Origin of the sequence: Streptomyces sp. NPDC019443, from assembly GCF_044389785.1 — a bacterium.
In the GTDB taxonomy this organism is placed as follows: Bacteria; Actinomycetota; Actinomycetes; order Streptomycetales; family Streptomycetaceae; genus Streptomyces.
In genome coordinates this window covers 18,492-34,900 of record NZ_JBIRYJ010000018.1, presented here as the reverse complement: position 1 = coordinate 34,900, position 16,409 = coordinate 18,492, and the positions used below count along the sequence as shown (strand labels likewise).

General features: G+C 69.5%; 19 protein-coding genes, 1 tRNA gene and 1 riboswitch. Of the genes, 11 read left to right on the top strand and 9 right to left on the bottom strand.

Translation table 11 applies throughout. The features are described 5' to 3' along the window. Nucleotides 1-216: 216 nt before the first annotated feature. The 8 genes from ACH492_RS34380 to ACH492_RS34345 all read right to left on the bottom strand — a co-directional run bounded on the left by ACH492_RS34380 (nt 217) and on the right by ACH492_RS34345 (nt 6,286). Nucleotides 217-411 (bottom strand): hypothetical protein, encoded by a 195-nt coding sequence (locus ACH492_RS34380; RefSeq protein ID WP_398992482.1) that lies wholly within the window; start codon nt 409-411, stop codon nt 217-219. After that, a complete protein-coding gene (locus tag ACH492_RS34375; protein WP_398992480.1) occupies nt 408-590 on the bottom strand; it encodes a hypothetical protein in 183 nt (60 codons plus the stop codon). The genes ACH492_RS34380 and ACH492_RS34375 overlap by 4 nt, the downstream gene beginning before the upstream one ends. Nucleotides 591-701: 111 nt before the next feature. Beyond that, on the bottom strand, nt 702-1,538 hold the full coding sequence (locus ACH492_RS34370) for a helix-turn-helix domain-containing protein (RefSeq protein ID WP_398992478.1): 837 nt from the start codon (nt 1,536-1,538) through the stop codon (nt 702-704). Continuing rightward, the gene (locus ACH492_RS34365; RefSeq protein WP_398992476.1) at nt 1,535-2,272 is read right to left on the bottom strand and encodes a DUF6879 family protein; all 738 of its coding nucleotides are present in this window, start codon (nt 2,270-2,272) and stop codon (nt 1,535-1,537) included. The genes ACH492_RS34370 and ACH492_RS34365 overlap by 4 nt, the downstream gene beginning before the upstream one ends. A 561-nt stretch (nt 2,273-2,833) precedes the next feature. Further along, nucleotides 2,834-3,178, bottom strand: coding sequence for a DUF397 domain-containing protein (locus ACH492_RS34360; protein ID WP_398992474.1), 345 nt, complete (start codon nt 3,176-3,178; stop codon nt 2,834-2,836). Nucleotides 3,179-3,268: 90 nt separating this feature from the next. Continuing rightward, nucleotides 3,269-3,430, bottom strand: coding sequence for a hypothetical protein (locus tag ACH492_RS34355; protein WP_398992472.1), 162 nt, complete (start codon nt 3,428-3,430; stop codon nt 3,269-3,271). Nucleotides 3,431-3,567: 137 nt separating this feature from the next. Continuing rightward, nucleotides 3,568-5,304, bottom strand: a complete 1,737-nt coding sequence (locus ACH492_RS34350; protein WP_398992470.1) for a SpoIIE family protein phosphatase — start codon at nt 5,302-5,304, stop codon at nt 3,568-3,570. 301 nt (nt 5,305-5,605) lie between these two features. Then, on the bottom strand, nt 5,606-6,286 hold the full coding sequence (locus tag ACH492_RS34345; RefSeq protein WP_398992468.1) for a class I SAM-dependent methyltransferase: 681 nt from the start codon (nt 6,284-6,286) through the stop codon (nt 5,606-5,608). Between the two features lie 520 nt (nt 6,287-6,806). Between ACH492_RS34345 and ACH492_RS34340 the strand changes: the two genes are divergently transcribed. Beyond that, entirely contained in the window at nt 6,807-7,238 is a 432-nt protein-coding gene (locus ACH492_RS34340) for a hypothetical protein (RefSeq protein ID WP_398992466.1), read from the top strand. 188 nt (nt 7,239-7,426) lie between these two features. On the opposite strand, the gene ACH492_RS34335 is transcribed toward ACH492_RS34340, so the two are convergent. Further along, nucleotides 7,427-7,906, bottom strand: coding sequence for a DUF5994 family protein (locus ACH492_RS34335; RefSeq protein WP_398992464.1), 480 nt, complete (start codon nt 7,904-7,906; stop codon nt 7,427-7,429). 315 nt (nt 7,907-8,221) lie between these two features. Here ACH492_RS34335 and ACH492_RS34330 point away from each other — a divergent pair, with 315 nt between their 5' ends. From ACH492_RS34330 to ACH492_RS34285, 10 genes are all read left to right on the top strand, one after another. Next, nucleotides 8,222-8,800, top strand: coding sequence for a DUF5994 family protein (locus ACH492_RS34330; protein ID WP_398992462.1), 579 nt, complete (start codon nt 8,222-8,224; stop codon nt 8,798-8,800). 5 nt (nt 8,801-8,805) lie between these two features. Beyond that, nucleotides 8,806-9,039, top strand: coding sequence for a hypothetical protein (locus tag ACH492_RS34325; protein ID WP_398992460.1), 234 nt, complete (start codon nt 8,806-8,808; stop codon nt 9,037-9,039). Further along, nucleotides 9,036-9,299, top strand: coding sequence for a hypothetical protein (locus tag ACH492_RS34320; protein ID WP_398992458.1), 264 nt, complete (start codon nt 9,036-9,038; stop codon nt 9,297-9,299). The genes ACH492_RS34325 and ACH492_RS34320 overlap by 4 nt, the downstream gene beginning before the upstream one ends. Before the next feature lie 51 nt (nt 9,300-9,350). After that, nucleotides 9,351-9,623 carry a hypothetical protein gene (locus tag ACH492_RS34315; RefSeq protein WP_398992456.1) on the top strand — a complete coding sequence of 91 codons (273 nt, stop codon included), beginning with the start codon at nt 9,351-9,353 and terminating at the stop codon, nt 9,621-9,623. 241 nt (nt 9,624-9,864) lie between these two features. After that, nucleotides 9,865-10,278, top strand: coding sequence for a YciI family protein (locus ACH492_RS34310; protein ID WP_398992455.1), 414 nt, complete (start codon nt 9,865-9,867; stop codon nt 10,276-10,278). Next, nucleotides 10,272-11,507 (top strand): RNA polymerase sigma factor, encoded by a 1,236-nt coding sequence (locus ACH492_RS34305; protein WP_398992453.1) that lies wholly within the window; start codon nt 10,272-10,274, stop codon nt 11,505-11,507. Before ACH492_RS34310 ends, ACH492_RS34305 begins: the two co-directional genes overlap by 7 nt. A 402-nt stretch (nt 11,508-11,909) precedes the next feature. Then, the gene (locus ACH492_RS34300) at nt 11,910-13,181 is read left to right on the top strand and encodes a hypothetical protein (protein WP_398992451.1); all 1,272 of its coding nucleotides are present in this window, start codon (nt 11,910-11,912) and stop codon (nt 13,179-13,181) included. Between the two features lie 177 nt (nt 13,182-13,358). Next, a tRNA-Met gene (locus ACH492_RS34295) sits at nt 13,359-13,432 on the top strand. Nucleotides 13,433-13,619: 187 nt separating this feature from the next. Beyond that, nucleotides 13,620-14,783 carry a PP2C family protein-serine/threonine phosphatase gene (locus tag ACH492_RS34290; protein ID WP_398992449.1) on the top strand — a complete coding sequence of 388 codons (1,164 nt, stop codon included), beginning with the start codon at nt 13,620-13,622 and terminating at the stop codon, nt 14,781-14,783. Nucleotides 14,784-15,082: 299 nt separating this feature from the next. Continuing rightward, nucleotides 15,083-15,237: riboswitch (cyclic di-AMP (ydaO/yuaA leader) on the top strand. 11 nt (nt 15,238-15,248) lie between these two features. After that, complete coding sequence (locus ACH492_RS34285; protein ID WP_398992447.1) at nt 15,249-16,310, top strand: M23 family metallopeptidase; 1,062 nt, start codon at nt 15,249-15,251, stop codon at nt 16,308-16,310. The last annotated feature ends 99 nt before the right edge of the window (nt 16,311-16,409 follow it).

Genomic DNA, 16,409 nt, shown 5'->3' with positions numbered 1-16,409 from the left:
CCTCCTGTGTGGACGTTGCCCTCGGGTGAGGGGCAGCCCCGTCCGCACCGGGTCAGGGGTGCACCGGTGCGGACGGGAGTCAGTGGGCCGCTCTGAAGGGCGGCCGCGGGCACTTCCTATGGACGTGCATCGTCGGCCCGGCACCAGAGGTGGCGAACTTGTCGATCACCTCGTAGTCCTCGCCGGGCATGATGGTCCGGTGGTACCGGGCGCAGGTCACGAGGCGCTCCCCTCGGGGTGGCGCTTGCAGGCGCGGGGGAACCAGCGGGTGACCCAGTCGCCTCGGCGTAGCCGTTGCGGGCCGAGGTCGACGACTGAGCCTGCGACGAGGGTGATGCCGCAGAACACGCAGTCCATACCGCGCTGCTGGCGCTGAGTCAGCGTCCCGATTGCCGGGAGGGCCGGCGTCATGCCGAGCTCCTCGCCGTCGCGGCTTCCCGCTCGGCGGGCAGGCGTGTGTCGAGCGCCTTCACGCGGCGGGTGTCGGCGCAGGACGAGTGCGCGCGGCGGGCCCAGCCGCCGCCGCTCTTGCTGTGGACGATCGCCACCAGGCGGTCAGCGCCGGGCAGCCCGCAGTAGGTGCAGTTCATCGACAGCGCCCCTCGGTCGCAGTGACTGGCCTGTCACCGACCGTAGGAACGCTGCCGAGAAAGCCCGAGGAAATTGCTCAGGATTTCTCCAACTGCCGGACGGATTACGTCCTATGGGGCTGGTGCGTCCATCGCTGCGTGCAGCAGCTGGCGTGCATCGGCGTCGTACCGCGCCATGGTGGCGAGCCGATCGAAGACGGCTCGGTACAGGGCCAGCTCCTCAGGCTGCGTGAGACGCATCTCCGCGGCGAACGTCTCGACCATGACGATCCGGTCGTCGAAGAGCCAGAACCCGTGCAGCGGGCTGACGGGCAGACGCACCCCGAACGGGACGATGCCCAGCCGGACCGAGGGGAGTGATGTGGCGCTCATCAGGCGGTCGATCTGGCCAGCCATGTCGCCGCGCGGTGCCGTGCCGTACCGCAACACCGCCTCGGTGATGACGAAGTGGAAGCGGCGGCCTGGCTGGTACAGGGCGTTCTGTCGCTCCATGCGGGCCTGCACGCCGGCGTCGATGTCGTTGACGATGCCGTACAGGTCGACGACCTCGGCGAGGCGGCAGCGCGCGTACTCGGGTGTTTGCAGCAGGCCGGGCACCCACGTGTTCTCGAAGGCGCGGATGGTGCGGGTGGTGGCGTCGACCTCGGCGAGGGCCTGCTGGCGCAGCTTCGTGCCGTCCCGCAACTGGCGTCGCCATTCCGCGTACTGGGTCTCGAGGTTGCGCAGCGCCGCGGTCAGCGCGAGGGCCGCGTCCGGAGCGCCGCAGGCGCGGGCCCATACGGAGATGTCCACCTCGGACGGCGTCTGCTTGCCGAGCTCAATCTTGCTGACCTTGCTGGCTGGCCAGCCCAACGCCTCCGCGAGCTCTTTGCCGTTGAGTGATGCGTCACGGCGGAGTTCACGGAGGCGCTGACCGAGCGCTTCACGCGCTTCGTGGATCTTTGTCACCGGGTGATGGTCCGCCCGGCGACGTAGGCGGCATACGGGATGGCGTGGTGCCAGGCCGTGTCACGCAGGTAGCTGTGCCTGACCACCCCGGCAGGGTCCTCGATCATCTCGGTACCGAGGGGGACGCCATCCTCAGTGAAGTGCATACGGCCCAGCCGACGGGAATCGAAGAGCCAGTAGTCATAGCCCGGTAGGCCGAGCTTGTCCGCCTGGTCCTGCGACAGGTACCGGATGTCCTCGCCGACCTGGACGTTGAACTGGCACAGCCACAGCTCGAACTCGAGGTAGTCGGTCAGGACGTCCGGGACGACCCGGACGCGCTCGATCCGCTTGCCTTGCTCGATGCCACGACGCATGGTGTCGAGCCACGGCTGGAACCAGTCGGTGCCGGGGTTCTCGCCGCGCCGGTGGCGGGCGAAAGGCTCCAGCTCCTCCTCGACGGTGTAGAGCGTGCGGGTCTCCAGCCGCCACGCGGTGTGCTCGAAGTCCTCGAAGAGGCGGCCGAACGCCTCGCCCGTGATCAGGTCGGGCACGTCACTCCTTGGTGCGAATCGGGTGAGGAGTTCGCGGGGGATCTCGACGAACGTCTCGCCGTCGAGGACGTCCCGCAGTTGGCCGAGGGCCTCCTCGTCGGTGACCTTGTAGCCCTGGACGACGATGGTGCCGCGGTCGGTCTCGTACAGCGTCGGGCAGTTGCCGCCGCCCGAGGTGGTGCCGATAAAGCGTAGCTTCATGGCGCTTCCCCTCTCACTGACATTTCTCGAAATTGCAGCACCGGCAACAGGAAGTACTCGAGTACCCCCTGAAGTTCTCGGACGCGGCGATCAACTGGGAGCACGCGTACTACGAACGGTTGTGCGGGGCGTACTCGACATCGACTTTCCGCGCATGGATTTCCTCGTCTGCGAGCTCTTCGATGAGGGCTCGCACTTTCACATGGCCTATCACTCGGCCCCAGGTCAGAGACTCTCTGGCTTGGGGTGATCTTGTTTCCGGGGGTGCCGGGGTCGACTGCTTGCCCGATCGGCAAACGATCAAGACATGAAAAGCGCCCCGGCCTGTCCGCGACGGGGGACGCAGACAGGCCGGGGCAGTTGGAGAGGGCTAGGCGGTGGCTGGCGCGCTACCGGAGAGGCGGCCCTTCGGCGTGGCTCCCCCCGCAGTTCTCGCAAGAGACGACGACCAGGCTCTGATAGATCAGCGGGACCGCCTGCCGACTCCGGCACTCCCGGCACGGGTGTGGCGGAACTGCTCGATGCACCTTTGTGCCTGAACCACCTGGCTCGCGTCCATGGTCAGACAGCCGCGGCGATCTCCAGAGCGGCCGCCAGCTCCTCCTCGCTCGCCCGGAGGTGGTCGAATTCGCCCGCGAGCACTCCGTCGAAGAACTTGCTGATCTCCACACGGCTCATGAACAGGACCGGACCGTCCGTGTCCTTGTCGTCGGAGATGGCCACCATGCGGGTGCCGTCCGGGATGCGGTCGTGCGGATGGTCCTTGGCGTCCGGCGCAGCGGCCAGAATCACGCAGTCCTTCACGATCGGGTCGAGGTCGGTCCGCCCTGCCTTGTGCCAGTCCAGCCCGGGGGCGTTCGCATTCTCGAAAGCGACCGTTCCGCGGCCATTGCTGAGTGTGCCCATGAGTGGTGTCCTCTCTCGTGGATGTGCGCTGTCCGTGCAACCCGCCCCGGCCGGGGTTTCCTGGCCGGAGTCATCCGGTCGGGGCGGGCGTCAGTGGGGTGTACGCAGCCGGCCGCGCGCATTCTCAGCGGGCTCGTCGCTCTCACCTTCGGCGGTCTCGCAGTGCCCGCCGGCCTGCCCGATGCGGCGGCGCATGACGGCACTGTGTGAGGCGTCACGGGAGAGGTGGTCCCAGTCGTCGACGAGGCACACGATGGGTCCAGTGGCCGCGTCTGCCGGAGACCCTGCCGTAGTACTTGACGTTGGGCTGGTGGGCGAACGGAGTGACGGTCAGCGTCGAGGTTCCCGTCGACGTATACCGGGGTGCCGTAGACCAACTCCGGCTGGTGTTACGGCGCTTCCGGGCGCCCCTCGCGAAGTCCCTCGGGGATCTGCTGCTCGAACCAGACGACCTTGCCGGTGCTCAGCCTCCTCGCTCCCCAGCGCCGCGCGAGCTGATCGACCAGGAACAGGCCGCGGCCGCCCTCGTCACCCGGCTCCGCGTGCCGCATCCTGGGCACTTGCGGCGAGTCGTCGGCCACCTCGCAGCGGAGCACGTCGGTGCGCAGCAGCCGCAGCGCGACGGGCCGGGAGGCGAAGCGTACGGCGTTCGTCACGACCTCGCTGACCAGGAGTTCCGTCGAATCGAGCATGGAGTCCAGGCCCCAGCGGTGCAGTGCCCTGCGGGTCAGCCGGCGTGCCCGCCCCGCGGTCAGCGGATGAGGTTCCAGGAACCAGTACGCGACGCTGTCCGGAGGGAAGCCGTCGAACCGGGCGGTGAGCAGTGCGATGTCGTCGTCCCGGTCGCCCGGGCCCAAGGTGTCCAGCACCTGGTCGCACAACAGTTCCAGTGGTGCGGATACGAGCTTTTGGGCTGCGGCTTGGAGGCGGGCGCGCAGCGACTCAATCCCTGTCCACACGTCTGTGCCGCGGGACTCGACGAGGCCGTCCGTGTAGAGCAACAGGGTCGCTCCGGTGGGCGCGGGCATCTCCACGGATTCGAACGCGACGCCGCCGACACCGATCGGCGCGCCCGGCGGGACGCGCAGCACCTCCCCGCGACCGTCCGGGTGCAGGAGCACCGCGGGCGGATGGCCGGCGTTGGCCACCAGCAGTCGGTGCGATATCGGGTCGTAGACCGCGTAGAGGCAGGTCGCTATGTGCTCGCTGCCGAGGCGCTGGGCCTGCTCGTCGAGGTGGTGCAGGACCTCGTCCGGGGGCAGGTCGAGCCCGGCGAGGGTCTGCACGATGGTGCGCAGCTGGCCCATGATCGCGGCCGATGTCATGGAATGGCCCATGACGTCGCCGACGATCAGCGCGACGCGATTGCCGGGGAGGGGTATCGCGTCGTACCAGTCGCCGCCGACCTGGGCGGTCTCCGAGGCGGGCAGGTACCTGCTGGCCAGCCGGACGCCGGTGGGCTCGGGCAGCGACGACGGAAGCATGGTGCGTTGCAGCGTGTCCGTGACGGAGGCCTCGTGTCCGTACATCACTGCCTTCTGGACGCCGAGAGCGGTGTGCGTCGCGAGCTGGGAGGCGACGAGCAGGTCGTCACCGGTGAAGGCGGGCCGGTCGGGCCGGCGCAGGAGGACGACGGTGCCCAGGACGCGGTGGCGGCCGTGCAACGGGGCGATAATCAGCCTCCGGCCCGGCGGCAGCGTCCCCGGGTCACTCGCTGTCGGCCCCAGCAACTGGGCCACCGCGGGCGCGAGCTCCGGCTTGTCGCCGAACGCCGGCCGCCCGGCCCACAGCAGCTGCGTGAGCTCGGCGACATCCGGGCAGGTGAGAAGGCTGCCCAGCAGGGGCATCCGGGACCAGTCGGCGTCCCGGGCCTCCGGCGCGACGTCGATGCTGTGCAGCTTCAGCGCGACGGGCGTGGCCGACTTCTCGTCCCCGACCGGCAGCGGATCGTGCAGATGGATGACTATTGCGTCGGCGAACGCGGGGACGGCTGCCCGGCGCAGTTCCAGGAGCGTCTCGTCCAGGTCCATCCCGCGGGCGATCTGCCGGGTCGCCACGTCGAGGTATCGAAGCCGGTCCGTCTGTGGCCCGGCATCGTGTATCGCCGCGTCCCGGGAATGTTCCACTTCGGGACTTTCGGCGCGCGACGCGGTTCGCCCCGTGTCGCGGGCCGGGGCGAGCGGCCCCCACTCCGGCCGCCCGGACGCGTCCCCGGCGCGGCCACGGCGCGGCGGGGGCGGCCCGGGTGTCCGGGTGACCCGCGGGTCCATGGGCGCGGTACCCCCCACCTGACCCAGGGGACCGCCCGGCCGGGCGGCCTCGGCGGACGGCCCGGCTGGGCCTTCATCGGGGATACAGTGCTCCGTCACGCGTTTCGTCCCGTTCGGAGGGTCGGCGCCGCGGACCGCGGCAGAGGGATGGCGCGTCTCAGCCGCGTCGCCTGCAGCAGAGGAAGAGCTGCTCCTCGGGCGGCACGTCGGTGATCGCCGGGGCGTAGGTGTAGGAGGACTCCTTGATGATCTCGAAGCCGCCCTCCCCCATGACCCTGTGCAGGTCCTCACGTAGGTAGCCGGACACCCGGATGGTGTTTCCGAGGAAGGGGATCGAGAAGTCGTCCACATCGGCCTCCACCATCGACATGATGAACAGCCCGCCGGGAACCAGCAGCTCGTGGACAGTCCGCAGCGCGAGGGGGATCTCGGCGCGCGGGAGCATCAGCAGGGAGAAGAAGGCCGCGACCGCGTCGAAGCGGCCCAGGTCCGCCGGGCCACCGGGCCGCAGGTCTGCGATGTCCAGCTGGTGGAATGTCGCGCCGGGGACGTACTGCCGGGCGAGTGTCACCATCCCGTCGGACAGGTCGACGCCCACAACCTCGAACCCCGCGTCCGCCATCTGGCGCGCGGTCGGGACGCCGGTGCCGCAGCCCAAGTCCAGCACCCGGGATCCGGTAGGCAGGGACGCGGCCAGCCATTCACCGGCGGAGAGCTGGCCCTCCTTGTGCGGGAAGGCCTCGTCGTAGCGGTCGCCTATGGCGTCGAAGGCCTCGGCCTGGCCCCTGCGGTCGAGCCGAATGCTCTCGTAGCCGGTCCCGCTGTCCCCATTGATCACGAAAGTACCCTTCCGTAAGTCATTTTGAAGTATCCCATAATCGCATTGCCCGTCCACGGCCGTCGATCACGAACAAGCACGAACAGGCACGATCAGGCTCGTGTACGTGTACGTGTCCGAGGCGAGCGTGAGCGTGATCGCGGAGTGGAGCAGGGTCTCGTTGATCGTGTGGAGATCACCACCGCCGCCGTGGGGCAAGGGGCGAGGGCCCCGGCGACGTGCCGCCGGAACTCCCGCGCCCGCCGCCGCCGTGCAACCCCTGACCGCAACTGAGAAAACGGCAACGCCTTGGCGTCCCGTCGACCATGCCGTGCGAGATGCAGCGCCTGCGCGGGCGGGCCCCATGACGCCAACCAGGAGCGCCGCCATGGCCTCGGGGGTTCTGGTGCGCATGATCCGCCAGGATGTTGCGTCATGAGGGGGACATCAACGGGCACACGCCGTGGACAAGTCCTTCGGTTGTGCTGCCCCATGACCCTGGGTATGCAGCCGACGACTGATGTTCGAGCCGGGGAGGGGCATGGCTGTCTGGGACGCCATTCAAGCAGTGAGCGGCGCATTGAGCGCCGTGGTCGTGATTGTTGCCTGCATGTACGCCGCCGGGCAGGTGCGTGAAGCGAAGCACACACGCGCGATTCATTCGCTGGTGACCATTCATCAGGAATACCAAGCGCCGCCGCTGAGGAAGGTGCGAAGGCGTATCCGTATGGGGGAGTTAGAGGTCTCCGCCCTGGGCGATGAGGACAGGGAGGCTCTTGAGGATCTCTTGCAGAAGCTGGAGCTTGTGTCGTTTCTGGTGAGCCGGGGGCTGGTTGAGTTAGAGGACGTAGTCGCTCTGTTTCCCAGTATTCCGGCGATCGTGTCGAAGGTTCGGCCGTACATCGACCAGCGCAGGCTCACCGAGGCCGCCTATGCCGGGAACGCGATGGACTTGGCGGCCAGGTATCCCTGACACGGCGAAGGCCCCATGCCCATCGCCGAGTTGGAGGTGGCGAATGGGGTTCCCCCCGTTGGGCGTCATTGCCAGGGGCCGCTGTGTGTGAGTGATGCGTGAGCCTCATGCACGAGCGTCTCATGCATATGCCTCCATATGCCTCCATATGCCTCAAGCGAGCCTCACGCGTGTGCGGACGGCCCCGGTCACGAGCGGGCCGAGTTGGCGCCGGTGTCGATGAGGATCTGTTCGGCCTCGGTGGTGTTGTGTGCCTCGACCGCTCTGGCCATCGCGGCGCGCGCCGCATCGGGTGTTGCCTGCGGCGGCACCACCAGCAGTGAGAAGTGATCCCCGTCGCCTCGGGTGATGAGGACGGTGTCGTCACCCACGGGGAACGAGTCGATGTGCACGACCCGGTCGTCGATGGTCAGGCGCGTCGGGAGTCCCTCCCAGGCGCTCGCATCCAGTCCGACGCGGGTGACGGGGCCGAGGTGTTCGGTCAACGCGGAGACAAGGCTGGGCAGCTCGGCGTCGATCCTGCGGGAATGCGGCCACCACGCGCCGTCCAGCGTCCCCTCCCGGGCCCGGGTCGTTTCCAGCCGCAAGAGAGCTGTGCCGGGTTTCACGGCGTGGTAAATGGCGTCCGGCAGGAGCTTGCCAAGGTCGGGGGTGTCGGAGTCGCCCATTGCGTGTCCGCCCGTCCGAGACTCCTGTGTCTGCCGGTCGTCAGATGGGATGGCGGTGTCGGCGTGGCTGCGCGCCAGGGAAGTCTCCTTGGCTCAACCGTACCCCCGGGGAGCGGGCGCAGCCTCTGGCCCGAGCCCCGGCGCGGTGCTGAGAATCCGGAGGAAATGCCTGGTCGCACGCATGTTTGTGGCCCCTGGACCGGAGTACATTGAAGAGACCGGGGGTATTTCGCGCATCTGCTCCCATGCGGGTGCCGTTCTCGGCGAGCAGAAACACCGGGCCGTTTTGCGACGGCCCGGGGGCGGGTCCGCATCATGACCGTGACCATCGACCGCACGACAGTCTCCGGGCGGGTTTCCTCGCCGGAGGCCCGCTTGTCCCTGACGTCGGCGGGCTCGGTTCCGGGTCTGCTGGACGGCGCCTGGTGGCCTCGCTCCCGCGACCTCTCCCGCGAACTCCCTGCCCTGACGGACGCGCTGGACGGACTCTGGGGCAGGATCACGCGCGTCACGGTGAATCCGACCTATTGGCCCGTGGTCCCGCGCAAGGTGCCGGTCACCGGGCGCATGCTGCACGTGGGGTGGTTCAGGGACGAGCAGGACCCGCACCAATTGATTCTGCTTTCCTACACCGTCGGCCGCTGGGACCTGTTGGTGATTCCACCGGAAACCGATGCGGCTTCCGCCGCGCGGCTCATGGCCGCCGCAGCCACCCCCGGGAGTTTCCGCACAGCCAGCCGTCTGATGGCCGACGAGGCCATTGCTCGCGGCGCGACGGATGCCCGGAGCCGGGAAGAGGAATGGGAGACCGACGGCGGGGCCGGGTCCGGCGGGGCCGGGTCCTCACCGCTCGGGGTCCCGAGCGGCCTCCAGCGCTGCGCCCAAGGGATGTGAGCAATATGGAGACCATCATCACCGTGGCAGTGGTTCTCGCCGTGATCGCCATGGGAATCTTTCTGATCCATCAGCTGAATGCGCAGCACGACGCACGCATCGCCTCGTTCCACTACGGCGAAGCCATGCAGGGACTGGGCCGCCGCCGGAGGCCGAGGCGCCGTCGGCCGGCCACAGGGCCCGCCGGACCGCCCGAGGCCGGTACCCACGGCGACCAGCACGATGGAGGCCGCGGATGAGCTCCGCGGAAGGAGTGCCTGCCGCCGGGCGCGCCGAAGTCCAGATCGTCGCCGCGTCCCCCGGGGCCGCCCGACAGGTCGCAGAGGTTCTGCGGCGCTGCTTCGCCTCCACCGAACAGCGCAGCTACCCCGCCGGCCGTGACGGTGGCACCAGACTCCACCTCACCGTGGACACCACGCATGCCGCCGAGCCCGCGCAGTCGTGGCTTGCGGCCAGCCGGTCAGCGGGCGACGACCCTGCGCAGGCGGACGACACCTGACGCAGCAGGACTCCTGCACCCACGCCGAGCACGAGAGGACGGCAGGCAGTCATGGCAACACTGCGCGAGCGGAAGACCTATCGGGAGCAGGTGATGAAGGCCCTGTACGAAGCCACCGAGGGCAACCGTCTTCTGGGTGTCACCGGGGCGAAGTTGCGCGACGACCTCGGTGTCCATGAGGAGGACCTGGCTGCGGCGTGCACGTATCTGGTGGGCGAAGGGCTGATCGCCGTCGACTGGGCGACGGGAAATACGCCCTCGATGGTCACGCTGACACATCAAGGAATCCGCGTCATGGAGGCTGAAGAGGAGGAGCAGGGCTGAGGTGACGCCCGCGGACCTGATACGCGGCGCCCCGACAGGGCTCCACCGGTCGGGGCGCCGCGCCGGGCAGGGCCTGCTCCCCGATCAGCCCCGCATGCTCCCGGCGAGTGGTTCCGGCGAGTGGTTCGGACAAGTGGTTCCGAAAAATTCTCGGCGCGATGTCGAGAATCCGTCATCGGCTGCGACGTCCCCTGTGAGAGTTGCCCACCAAGGGTGGCTACGCATCCGAAGGAGCGACGACATGAAGTATCTGGTGATGGTCCAGGGCTCGCAGGCCGACTACGAAGCGATGCGCGGCACGGCGTCCGCCCACAGCCCGGCCTGGAGCGAGAAGGATCTGCAGGCGATGTTCGCCTTCATGGGCGAGGTCAACAACGACCTCTCCGAGTCCGGCGAGCTCGTGGACGGGCAGGGACTGGCCGAGCCGGCCCTGACCCGCCATGTCACCGTGGACAAGGACGGACGGCCTGTGATCACCGACGGTCCGTACGGAGAGACCAAGGAGCTGCTCGCCGGGTACTGGGTGCTCGACTGCGAGAGCCTGGAGCGGGTCACCGAGATTGCCGCGCGCGTCGCGCAGTGCCCCGTTCCCGAAGGAGCCACCGACTACCCCGTGGTCATCCGGCCCATCCAAGACGGCGGAGGCGGTTGTTGAGACGTACGACCGAGGTCGAGGACCTGCTGCGCCTGCACGCGCCGCAGGTCCTCGGTGCGCTGGTACGGCGGTACGGACACTTCGGCCCGGCCGAGGACTCCGTACAGGAGGCGCTGCTCGCCGCCGCGCAGCAGTGGCCTGAGCAGGGACTGCCCGACAATCCGCGCGGCTGGCTGATCAAGGTCGCGTCCCGTCGTCTGACGGAGCAGCTGCGCAGCGAAGAGGCCCGGCGCAGACGCGAGGAGACGGTCGCGGCGCTGACCCCCCGGGACGCGTTCACGGCGCCCGCGCCCGGTGAGAGCCGCGCCCCCTCCGAGGACGACACGCTCACTCTGCTCTTTCTGTGCAGCCACCCCGAACTCACCCCGGCCGCGCAGGTCGCGCTCACGCTGCGGGCCGTCGGCGGTCTGACCACGGCCGAGATCGCCCGCGCGCATATGGTGCCCGAGGCGACTATGGCCCAGCGGATCAGCCGTGCCAAGCAGAAGATCAAGGGCGTGCCCTTTCGGCAGCCGGGGCCCGAAGATCGCGATCGGCGGCTCGCCGTGGTGCTCCAGGTGCTCTACCTGATCTTCAACGAGGGCTACACGGCCACGTCCGGCAGCGATCTGCACCGTGCCGACCTGGCCGGCGAAGCGATCCGGCTGACCCGGGCCGTACGCCGGCTGCTGCCCAAGGAGGGTGCGGTGGCGGGGCTGCTGGCGCTGATGCTGCTCACCGACGCCCGCAGCGCGGCGCGCACCGGCCCGCACGGCGAGCTGATCCCGCTCGACGAGCAGGACCGCACCCGCTGGGACCAGGAGTCGATCGCGGAGGGCACATCCCTGGTGGAGGAGGCCCTGTCCGAGGGGCCGGCCGGGGCCTACCAGCTGCAGGCGGCGATCGCGGCGCTGCACGACGAGGCGGCGCGCGCCGATGACACGGACTGGCCGCAGATCCTCGGCCTGTACGACCTTCTCGTACGCCTCGCTCCCGAGCCGATGGCCGAACTCGGCCGGGCCGTGGCCGTCGCCATGGTGCACGGGCCCGAGGCCGGGCTCGCCGAAGTCGCCAAGCTGGAGGACCGGTTGGCGGGCCACCACCGGCTCGACGCCGTACGCGCGCACCTGCTGGAGAGGGCGGGAGACGTCGAAGGCGCACGCGCCGCCTACCAGTTGGCCGCCCGGCGCACCCTCAGCGTCCCGGAGACGCGCTACCTCCAGATGCGGGCGGCTCGTCTGCTGCCCTGACGCGGTCGGCGCAGCTCGCAGCCGGACCGGCCAACCCCCCCGGCCAGCGGCGGGTTTTGGCACGGCGGGCGCTGTTGCGAAGTGGTGACGGTACGGGGATTGTCCGGCCGATCTTGAGCGGTGAAGATGAGCACATCGCCGCAAGCCGGGACCGCAAAGCACCGAACGGGCCCGAAGAGGCCCTGGAGGGACCCAGAGGGACCCAGAGGGACCCAGGGCCTGCGAGGGACCCAGAGGCCTGCGAGGGACCCAGAGGGACCGAAGAGGACCGGACGGACGGCGATCTCTCATCTCGGTTGACCGCCTGTCGCGGCGCTCTGCCGCGCTGCTCTTTCCTACGGCCAACTGTCGCCCATCCAGCGGTAGTTCGGCCCCTAGTCGATTCCTTGGGGGGAGTCCACCATGTCCGTTCGCCTTGCCGCCGCAGCCGCGATCACCGTCGCCGCCACCGCCGGCGCCACCCTTGTCCCGCTCACCGCCGCCGCCTACGCCACCCCGGTGGCCTCCGGCAAGCCGCTCACCATCGAGCTGGGCGCCCCGGCGCCGGGCGGGCCGCTGACCCGTGGCGGCGCGAGCGAGACCTTCTCCTTCACGGTGAAGAACTCCGCGGACAAGCCGGTGGACTTCCAGCCGTGGCTGGTCGGTGAGACGGACGGCGCGAGCCCCTTCGCGGCCTCGCACCTCGTCTTCGACGTGCAGCCGGTGAACGCCCCGGCGACCGACGAGTTCGTCGGGCAGCAGGGCATCGGCGCGCAGGGCTACTTCCACCCGGCCCAGCAGGGCAGGCACGCCCCCTTCTCCGTGCCGGCCAAGGGCGAGCTGAGCTGGAAGGTGTCCATCGGCCTCGGCAAGAACTACCCGTCCAACAACGGCAACCTGAGGCTCGTCGCCGCAGACCTGGCCGGGAACGCGCAGTACGAGAAGGACGACGGCGTCGCCTTCGAGACCAGCCCGAAGATCAACGCCGCACCCGCCTCCATGTGGCTCAGAACCGACGAGAACGAGCCCATCAAGCCCGGCCTGTGGGGCAACGTCGACCTGTTCCACCAGCTCAAGGGCGAGGGAACCTTCGACACCGATCTGGCGACCACCCTGGAGATCGCTCCGGAGCCCGACGCCGACGGAGAGGTTCCGGAGCTGGTGATCGAGGAGTGGCTCGGCGACGGCAAGCTGGTCAGGGCCCCGAAGGTGCCAGGCCTGGACAGGTGGCAGCTGGCCGACCTCCCCAAGAGTTACTTCACCGAGAAGGGGAAGCTGCACCGCTACATCCTTCGCGTGCGCGTCATCGACTTCAAGGGCATCCAGAAGCCGGTCAAGCTCACGCTGCGGGCGACGACATCGCTGACCGAGGGCAACACGAGGCCGTTCCTGGAGGCCGAGGCCAAGATCACGGTCGCCCCCGAGCGCGGCACCGCCCCGAGCGGCGAGCCGACCACGAACCCCTCCCCGACCGCGTCTGCCTCGCCCTCCCCGACTCCGTCCGCGACTCCGTCCGGGACCCCGTCCGCTTCCGCCACGACCTCGGCGGCGGCCGCAGCGAACGACGCCGTCACCACCACCGGCGCCCTCGCCAGTACTGGCTCTTCCAGCTCCACCCGGTACGCGGCGATCGCCGCCGCGGTCCTGATCGCCGCCGGCGGCGCGCTCACGGCACTCCGCCTGCGCCGCCGCTGAAAAAACAGCGCGCCTTGCCGCTTCGCAGCCGGGCGACACATCCCTCCGGAGGGGCTCCTGAGCCGCTCCGGAGGGCTCGGGAGCGGCTTCAAAGCGGCTTCAATGCGGCTTCAGAGCAGGCGTGCTCGTAAAATGGAGTTGATCTTGCTCCGGATGGCGTAAGGTTGTGTTCACCGACGCGGGGTGGAGCAGCTCGGTAGCTCGCTGGGCTCATAACCCAGAGGTCGCAGGTTCAAATCCTGTCCCCGCTACTGAAGACAGTGGCCCGGCACTCGATGAGAGTGCCGGGCCACTGTCGTATCCCCTCACTCACGCCTTTCGCGCTCACACTCGCGTCGCCCGGTTGGCCGATGGTGAGTCGCCGCCCGGCGCGGCTACGGCCAGCCTGGGAAGGGCGCGGTACCGTCCGCAGCCAGGCGGACGGGCAGGAGATCACAGGTGGCGCACCGACAGCAGGCCGGCGGCTACAGCGCTCCTCGTATCGTCCGTGTGCTGCCCACGCTGATGATCGTCGGCGGTCTTGTCTTCGACTACTTCACCCCGCCCAGATTCACTGCCGTGCCGTTCTTCACGGCCGCCCCGCTGATCGCCGCGCCCTTCTCCTCCTGGATCGCCACGCTGCTGACCGGCATCGCGGCGACCCTGTCCGTGCTCGGTCTGCGCTACTACAACGAGACCGTGTCCGAGGTCACGTCGTTCACCGAGCTGTTCACCGTTCTCACCGTCGCCGGGCTCGCCCTGCTCATCAACCGCCTCGTACGGCTCAGCCGTGAGCGCCTCGCCTCCGCCAGGGTGATCGCCGAGGCCGCCCAGCGCGCCGTGCTGCCCGCCCCCGCTGCCCGGATCGCCGGGCTGCACATCGCCGCGCGGTACGAGGCGGCGGAGGCCGACGCCTTCATCGGCGGCGACCTCTTCGCCGTACAGGACACGCCCTTCGGGGTGCGGCTGGTGGTCGGAGACGTACGGGGCAAGGGGCTGGAGGCGGTCGAAACGGTGGCCGTGATCCTCGGGGCCTTCCGGGAGGCTGCCGAGCAGGAGAGTTCGCTCGAAGGGGTCGCCGCGCGTCTTGAGCGGGCACTGGCGCGCGAGGGCACGCGGCAGGACGAACTGGACGCCGTCGAGGGGTTCACCACCGCCGTGCTCGCCGAGATCCCGCGCGGCGAGGGCGTGGTGCGGGTGGTGAACCGGGGCCACCCGGAACCGCTGGTGCTGTACGCCGACGGGGACGTGGACATCCTGGAGCCGACCCAGGCCGCGCTGCCGCTGGGAATGGGCGAACTGGGGGCGTGGCCGGACCGGTCGGATGCGCATCCGCTGCCCCCCGGGGCCACACTGCTCCTCTACACGGACGGTCTCTCCGAGGCGCGTGATGCGGGCGGCGTCTTCTACGACCCCGGCGAGCGGCTCGCGGGTCGGCTCTTTCCCGGGCCCGAGGAGCTGCTGGACGCGCTCGTCGACGACGTACGACGGCATACGCGCGGCGCGGCCACGGACGACATGGCGCTGCTGGCGGTCGGCCGCCCCGCTCAGGGGCAGCCGGACCGCCGCAGGACCGTGCCGGTCGTCAGAGCCCTTGCAGGATCGGAGCGCCGGAGCGAGTGAAGGCCCATCGCGCGGCCATGGGCCCGACGAAGGACGCGGCCACGGACCCGACGCGTCCGACGCAGGACCCGGCACCGTGCGTAGTCGAAGCGCACCCCTCCGCATAACATTTGAAGCACTGTCAGACGAGGGCTCCGGCCCGAGAGTAGATCAAGTCGCCCGACTCCGGCCGCTTGTGTCCTGGTTGGTCCCCGTCAAAGTCGTTAATGATCAGTCGGAACAGCTTGGAATACGACCCCGGAGTCTATTAACGTTCGATAACGCAGCGCGGTCGTCCCAGTCGTCGCTAGAGACGGCACCGTGCGCACGCGCCGAATCCCGCAAGGGAACCGGGGAACCACCAATTGGGGTGAATCGGGCACCTTTGCCGCTCTTTCCGCGGTCGAGGCGCCCGTAGGAGACCTTCCTGCTCCGAACCCGTCAGCTAACCCGGTAGGCGAGAAGGAAGGAAAGGAGCACGCCTCCGTGGCGTCCAACAAGCCTGCCCCCGAAGCACCCTTCGGAACCCTGGAAACTGACTTCTTCGGCGACGAACCGGCGGAGCGGGCATGGGAGGAATGGAACCCCACCGAGGACTCCGTCCGTCCGGTGCGCGGCCGGCACCGTGTCATGAAGCAGCGCGGCGGGCTCGCCCGCAGCTCCACGGTGCTCGGCGTCGGCGTGATCGCCGCGGTAGGCGCGGGCGGCATGGCAACCGCGCAGAGCAAGCCGCCGGTCTCCATATCGCTCCCCGACTCGATCGCGGACAACCTGCCCGACGCCAAGTCCCTGCCGGGCGTGGGCTCCCTGATGGACGACGCGTCGGACGCCGACGCGGGGAACGTGAACGCGGCCCCGCTCACGGCGATGAGCCTCGCCACGGACTCCGGCGCCGAGGCCGGAACGGACAGCGCGGCCGGCGCCGGTGAGGCGCTGCGCGCCCGCATTCTCCAGCAGGCCGAGCAGCAGCAGGCCGAGGCGGACGCCGAGGCGAAGGCGGCCGCGGAGAAGCTCGCGGCCGAGAAGGCCGCGGCGGAGGCCGCGAAGCAGCAGACCGCGGCGGAGGCCAAGGCCGAGGCCGAGAAGCTCGCGGCCGAGAAGGCTGCGGCGGCCAAGGCGGAGGCCGAGCGGCTGGCCCAGCTCGCAAAGAGCTACGCCCTGCCCACCTCCTCGTACACGATCACCTCCACGTTCGGCGAGTCCGGCTCCATGTGGTCCTCGGGCTACCACACCGGCCTGGACTTCGCGGCCCCGACGGGCACGCCGATCAAGGCGGTGCACAGCGGCACCGTCAAGTCGGCGGGCTGGTCCGGTTCTTACGGCTACCGCACGGTGCTGGAGCTCGAAGACGGCACGGAGGTCTGGTACGCCCACCAGTCCTCGATCTCGGTCAGCGCCGGCCAGAAGGTGACGACGGGCGAGACGATCGGCCGCGTCGGCGCGACGGGCAATGTGACGGGCCCGCACCTGCACCTGGAGGTCCACACGCCTGGCGGGTCGGGGCTCGACCCGATGGCGTGGCTGCGCGGCAAGGGCCTCAGCGTCTGATCGTGCGCCACAGTCCCCGGCAGCTCTGGCGCACACCCCCCGACGCCGGAGCTGCCGGTACAGCGCGTAGACCCGGACAGCGCGTAGAGGTACAGCGCG

Bases quoted from the DNA above. Each gene is read 5' to 3' on its own strand.
- ACH492_RS34380 (WP_398992482.1), bottom strand. From the start codon at position 411: ATGACGCCGGCCCTCCCGGCAATCGGGACGCTGACTCAGCGCCAGCAG.
- ACH492_RS34375 (WP_398992480.1), bottom strand. From the start codon at position 590: ATGAACTGCACCTACTGCGGGCTGCCCGGCGCTGACCGCCTGGTGGCG.
- ACH492_RS34365 (WP_398992476.1), bottom strand. From the start codon at position 2,272: ATGAAGCTACGCTTTATCGGCACCACCTCGGGCGGCGGCAACTGCCCG.
- ACH492_RS34360 (WP_398992474.1), bottom strand. From the start codon at position 3,178: ATGGGCACACTCAGCAATGGCCGCGGAACGGTCGCTTTCGAGAATGCG.
- ACH492_RS34340 (WP_398992466.1), top strand. From the start codon at position 6,807: ATGGCTGTCTGGGACGCCATTCAAGCAGTGAGCGGCGCATTGAGCGCC.
- ACH492_RS34335 (WP_398992464.1), bottom strand. From the start codon at position 7,906: ATGGGCGACTCCGACACCCCCGACCTTGGCAAGCTCCTGCCGGACGCC.
- ACH492_RS34330 (WP_398992462.1), top strand. From the start codon at position 8,222: ATGACCGTGACCATCGACCGCACGACAGTCTCCGGGCGGGTTTCCTCG.
- ACH492_RS34325 (WP_398992460.1), top strand. From the start codon at position 8,806: ATGGAGACCATCATCACCGTGGCAGTGGTTCTCGCCGTGATCGCCATG.
- ACH492_RS34320 (WP_398992458.1), top strand. From the start codon at position 9,036: ATGAGCTCCGCGGAAGGAGTGCCTGCCGCCGGGCGCGCCGAAGTCCAG.
- ACH492_RS34315 (WP_398992456.1), top strand. From the start codon at position 9,351: ATGGCAACACTGCGCGAGCGGAAGACCTATCGGGAGCAGGTGATGAAG.
- ACH492_RS34310 (WP_398992455.1), top strand. From the start codon at position 9,865: ATGAAGTATCTGGTGATGGTCCAGGGCTCGCAGGCCGACTACGAAGCG.
- ACH492_RS34300 (WP_398992451.1), top strand. From the start codon at position 11,910: ATGTCCGTTCGCCTTGCCGCCGCAGCCGCGATCACCGTCGCCGCCACC.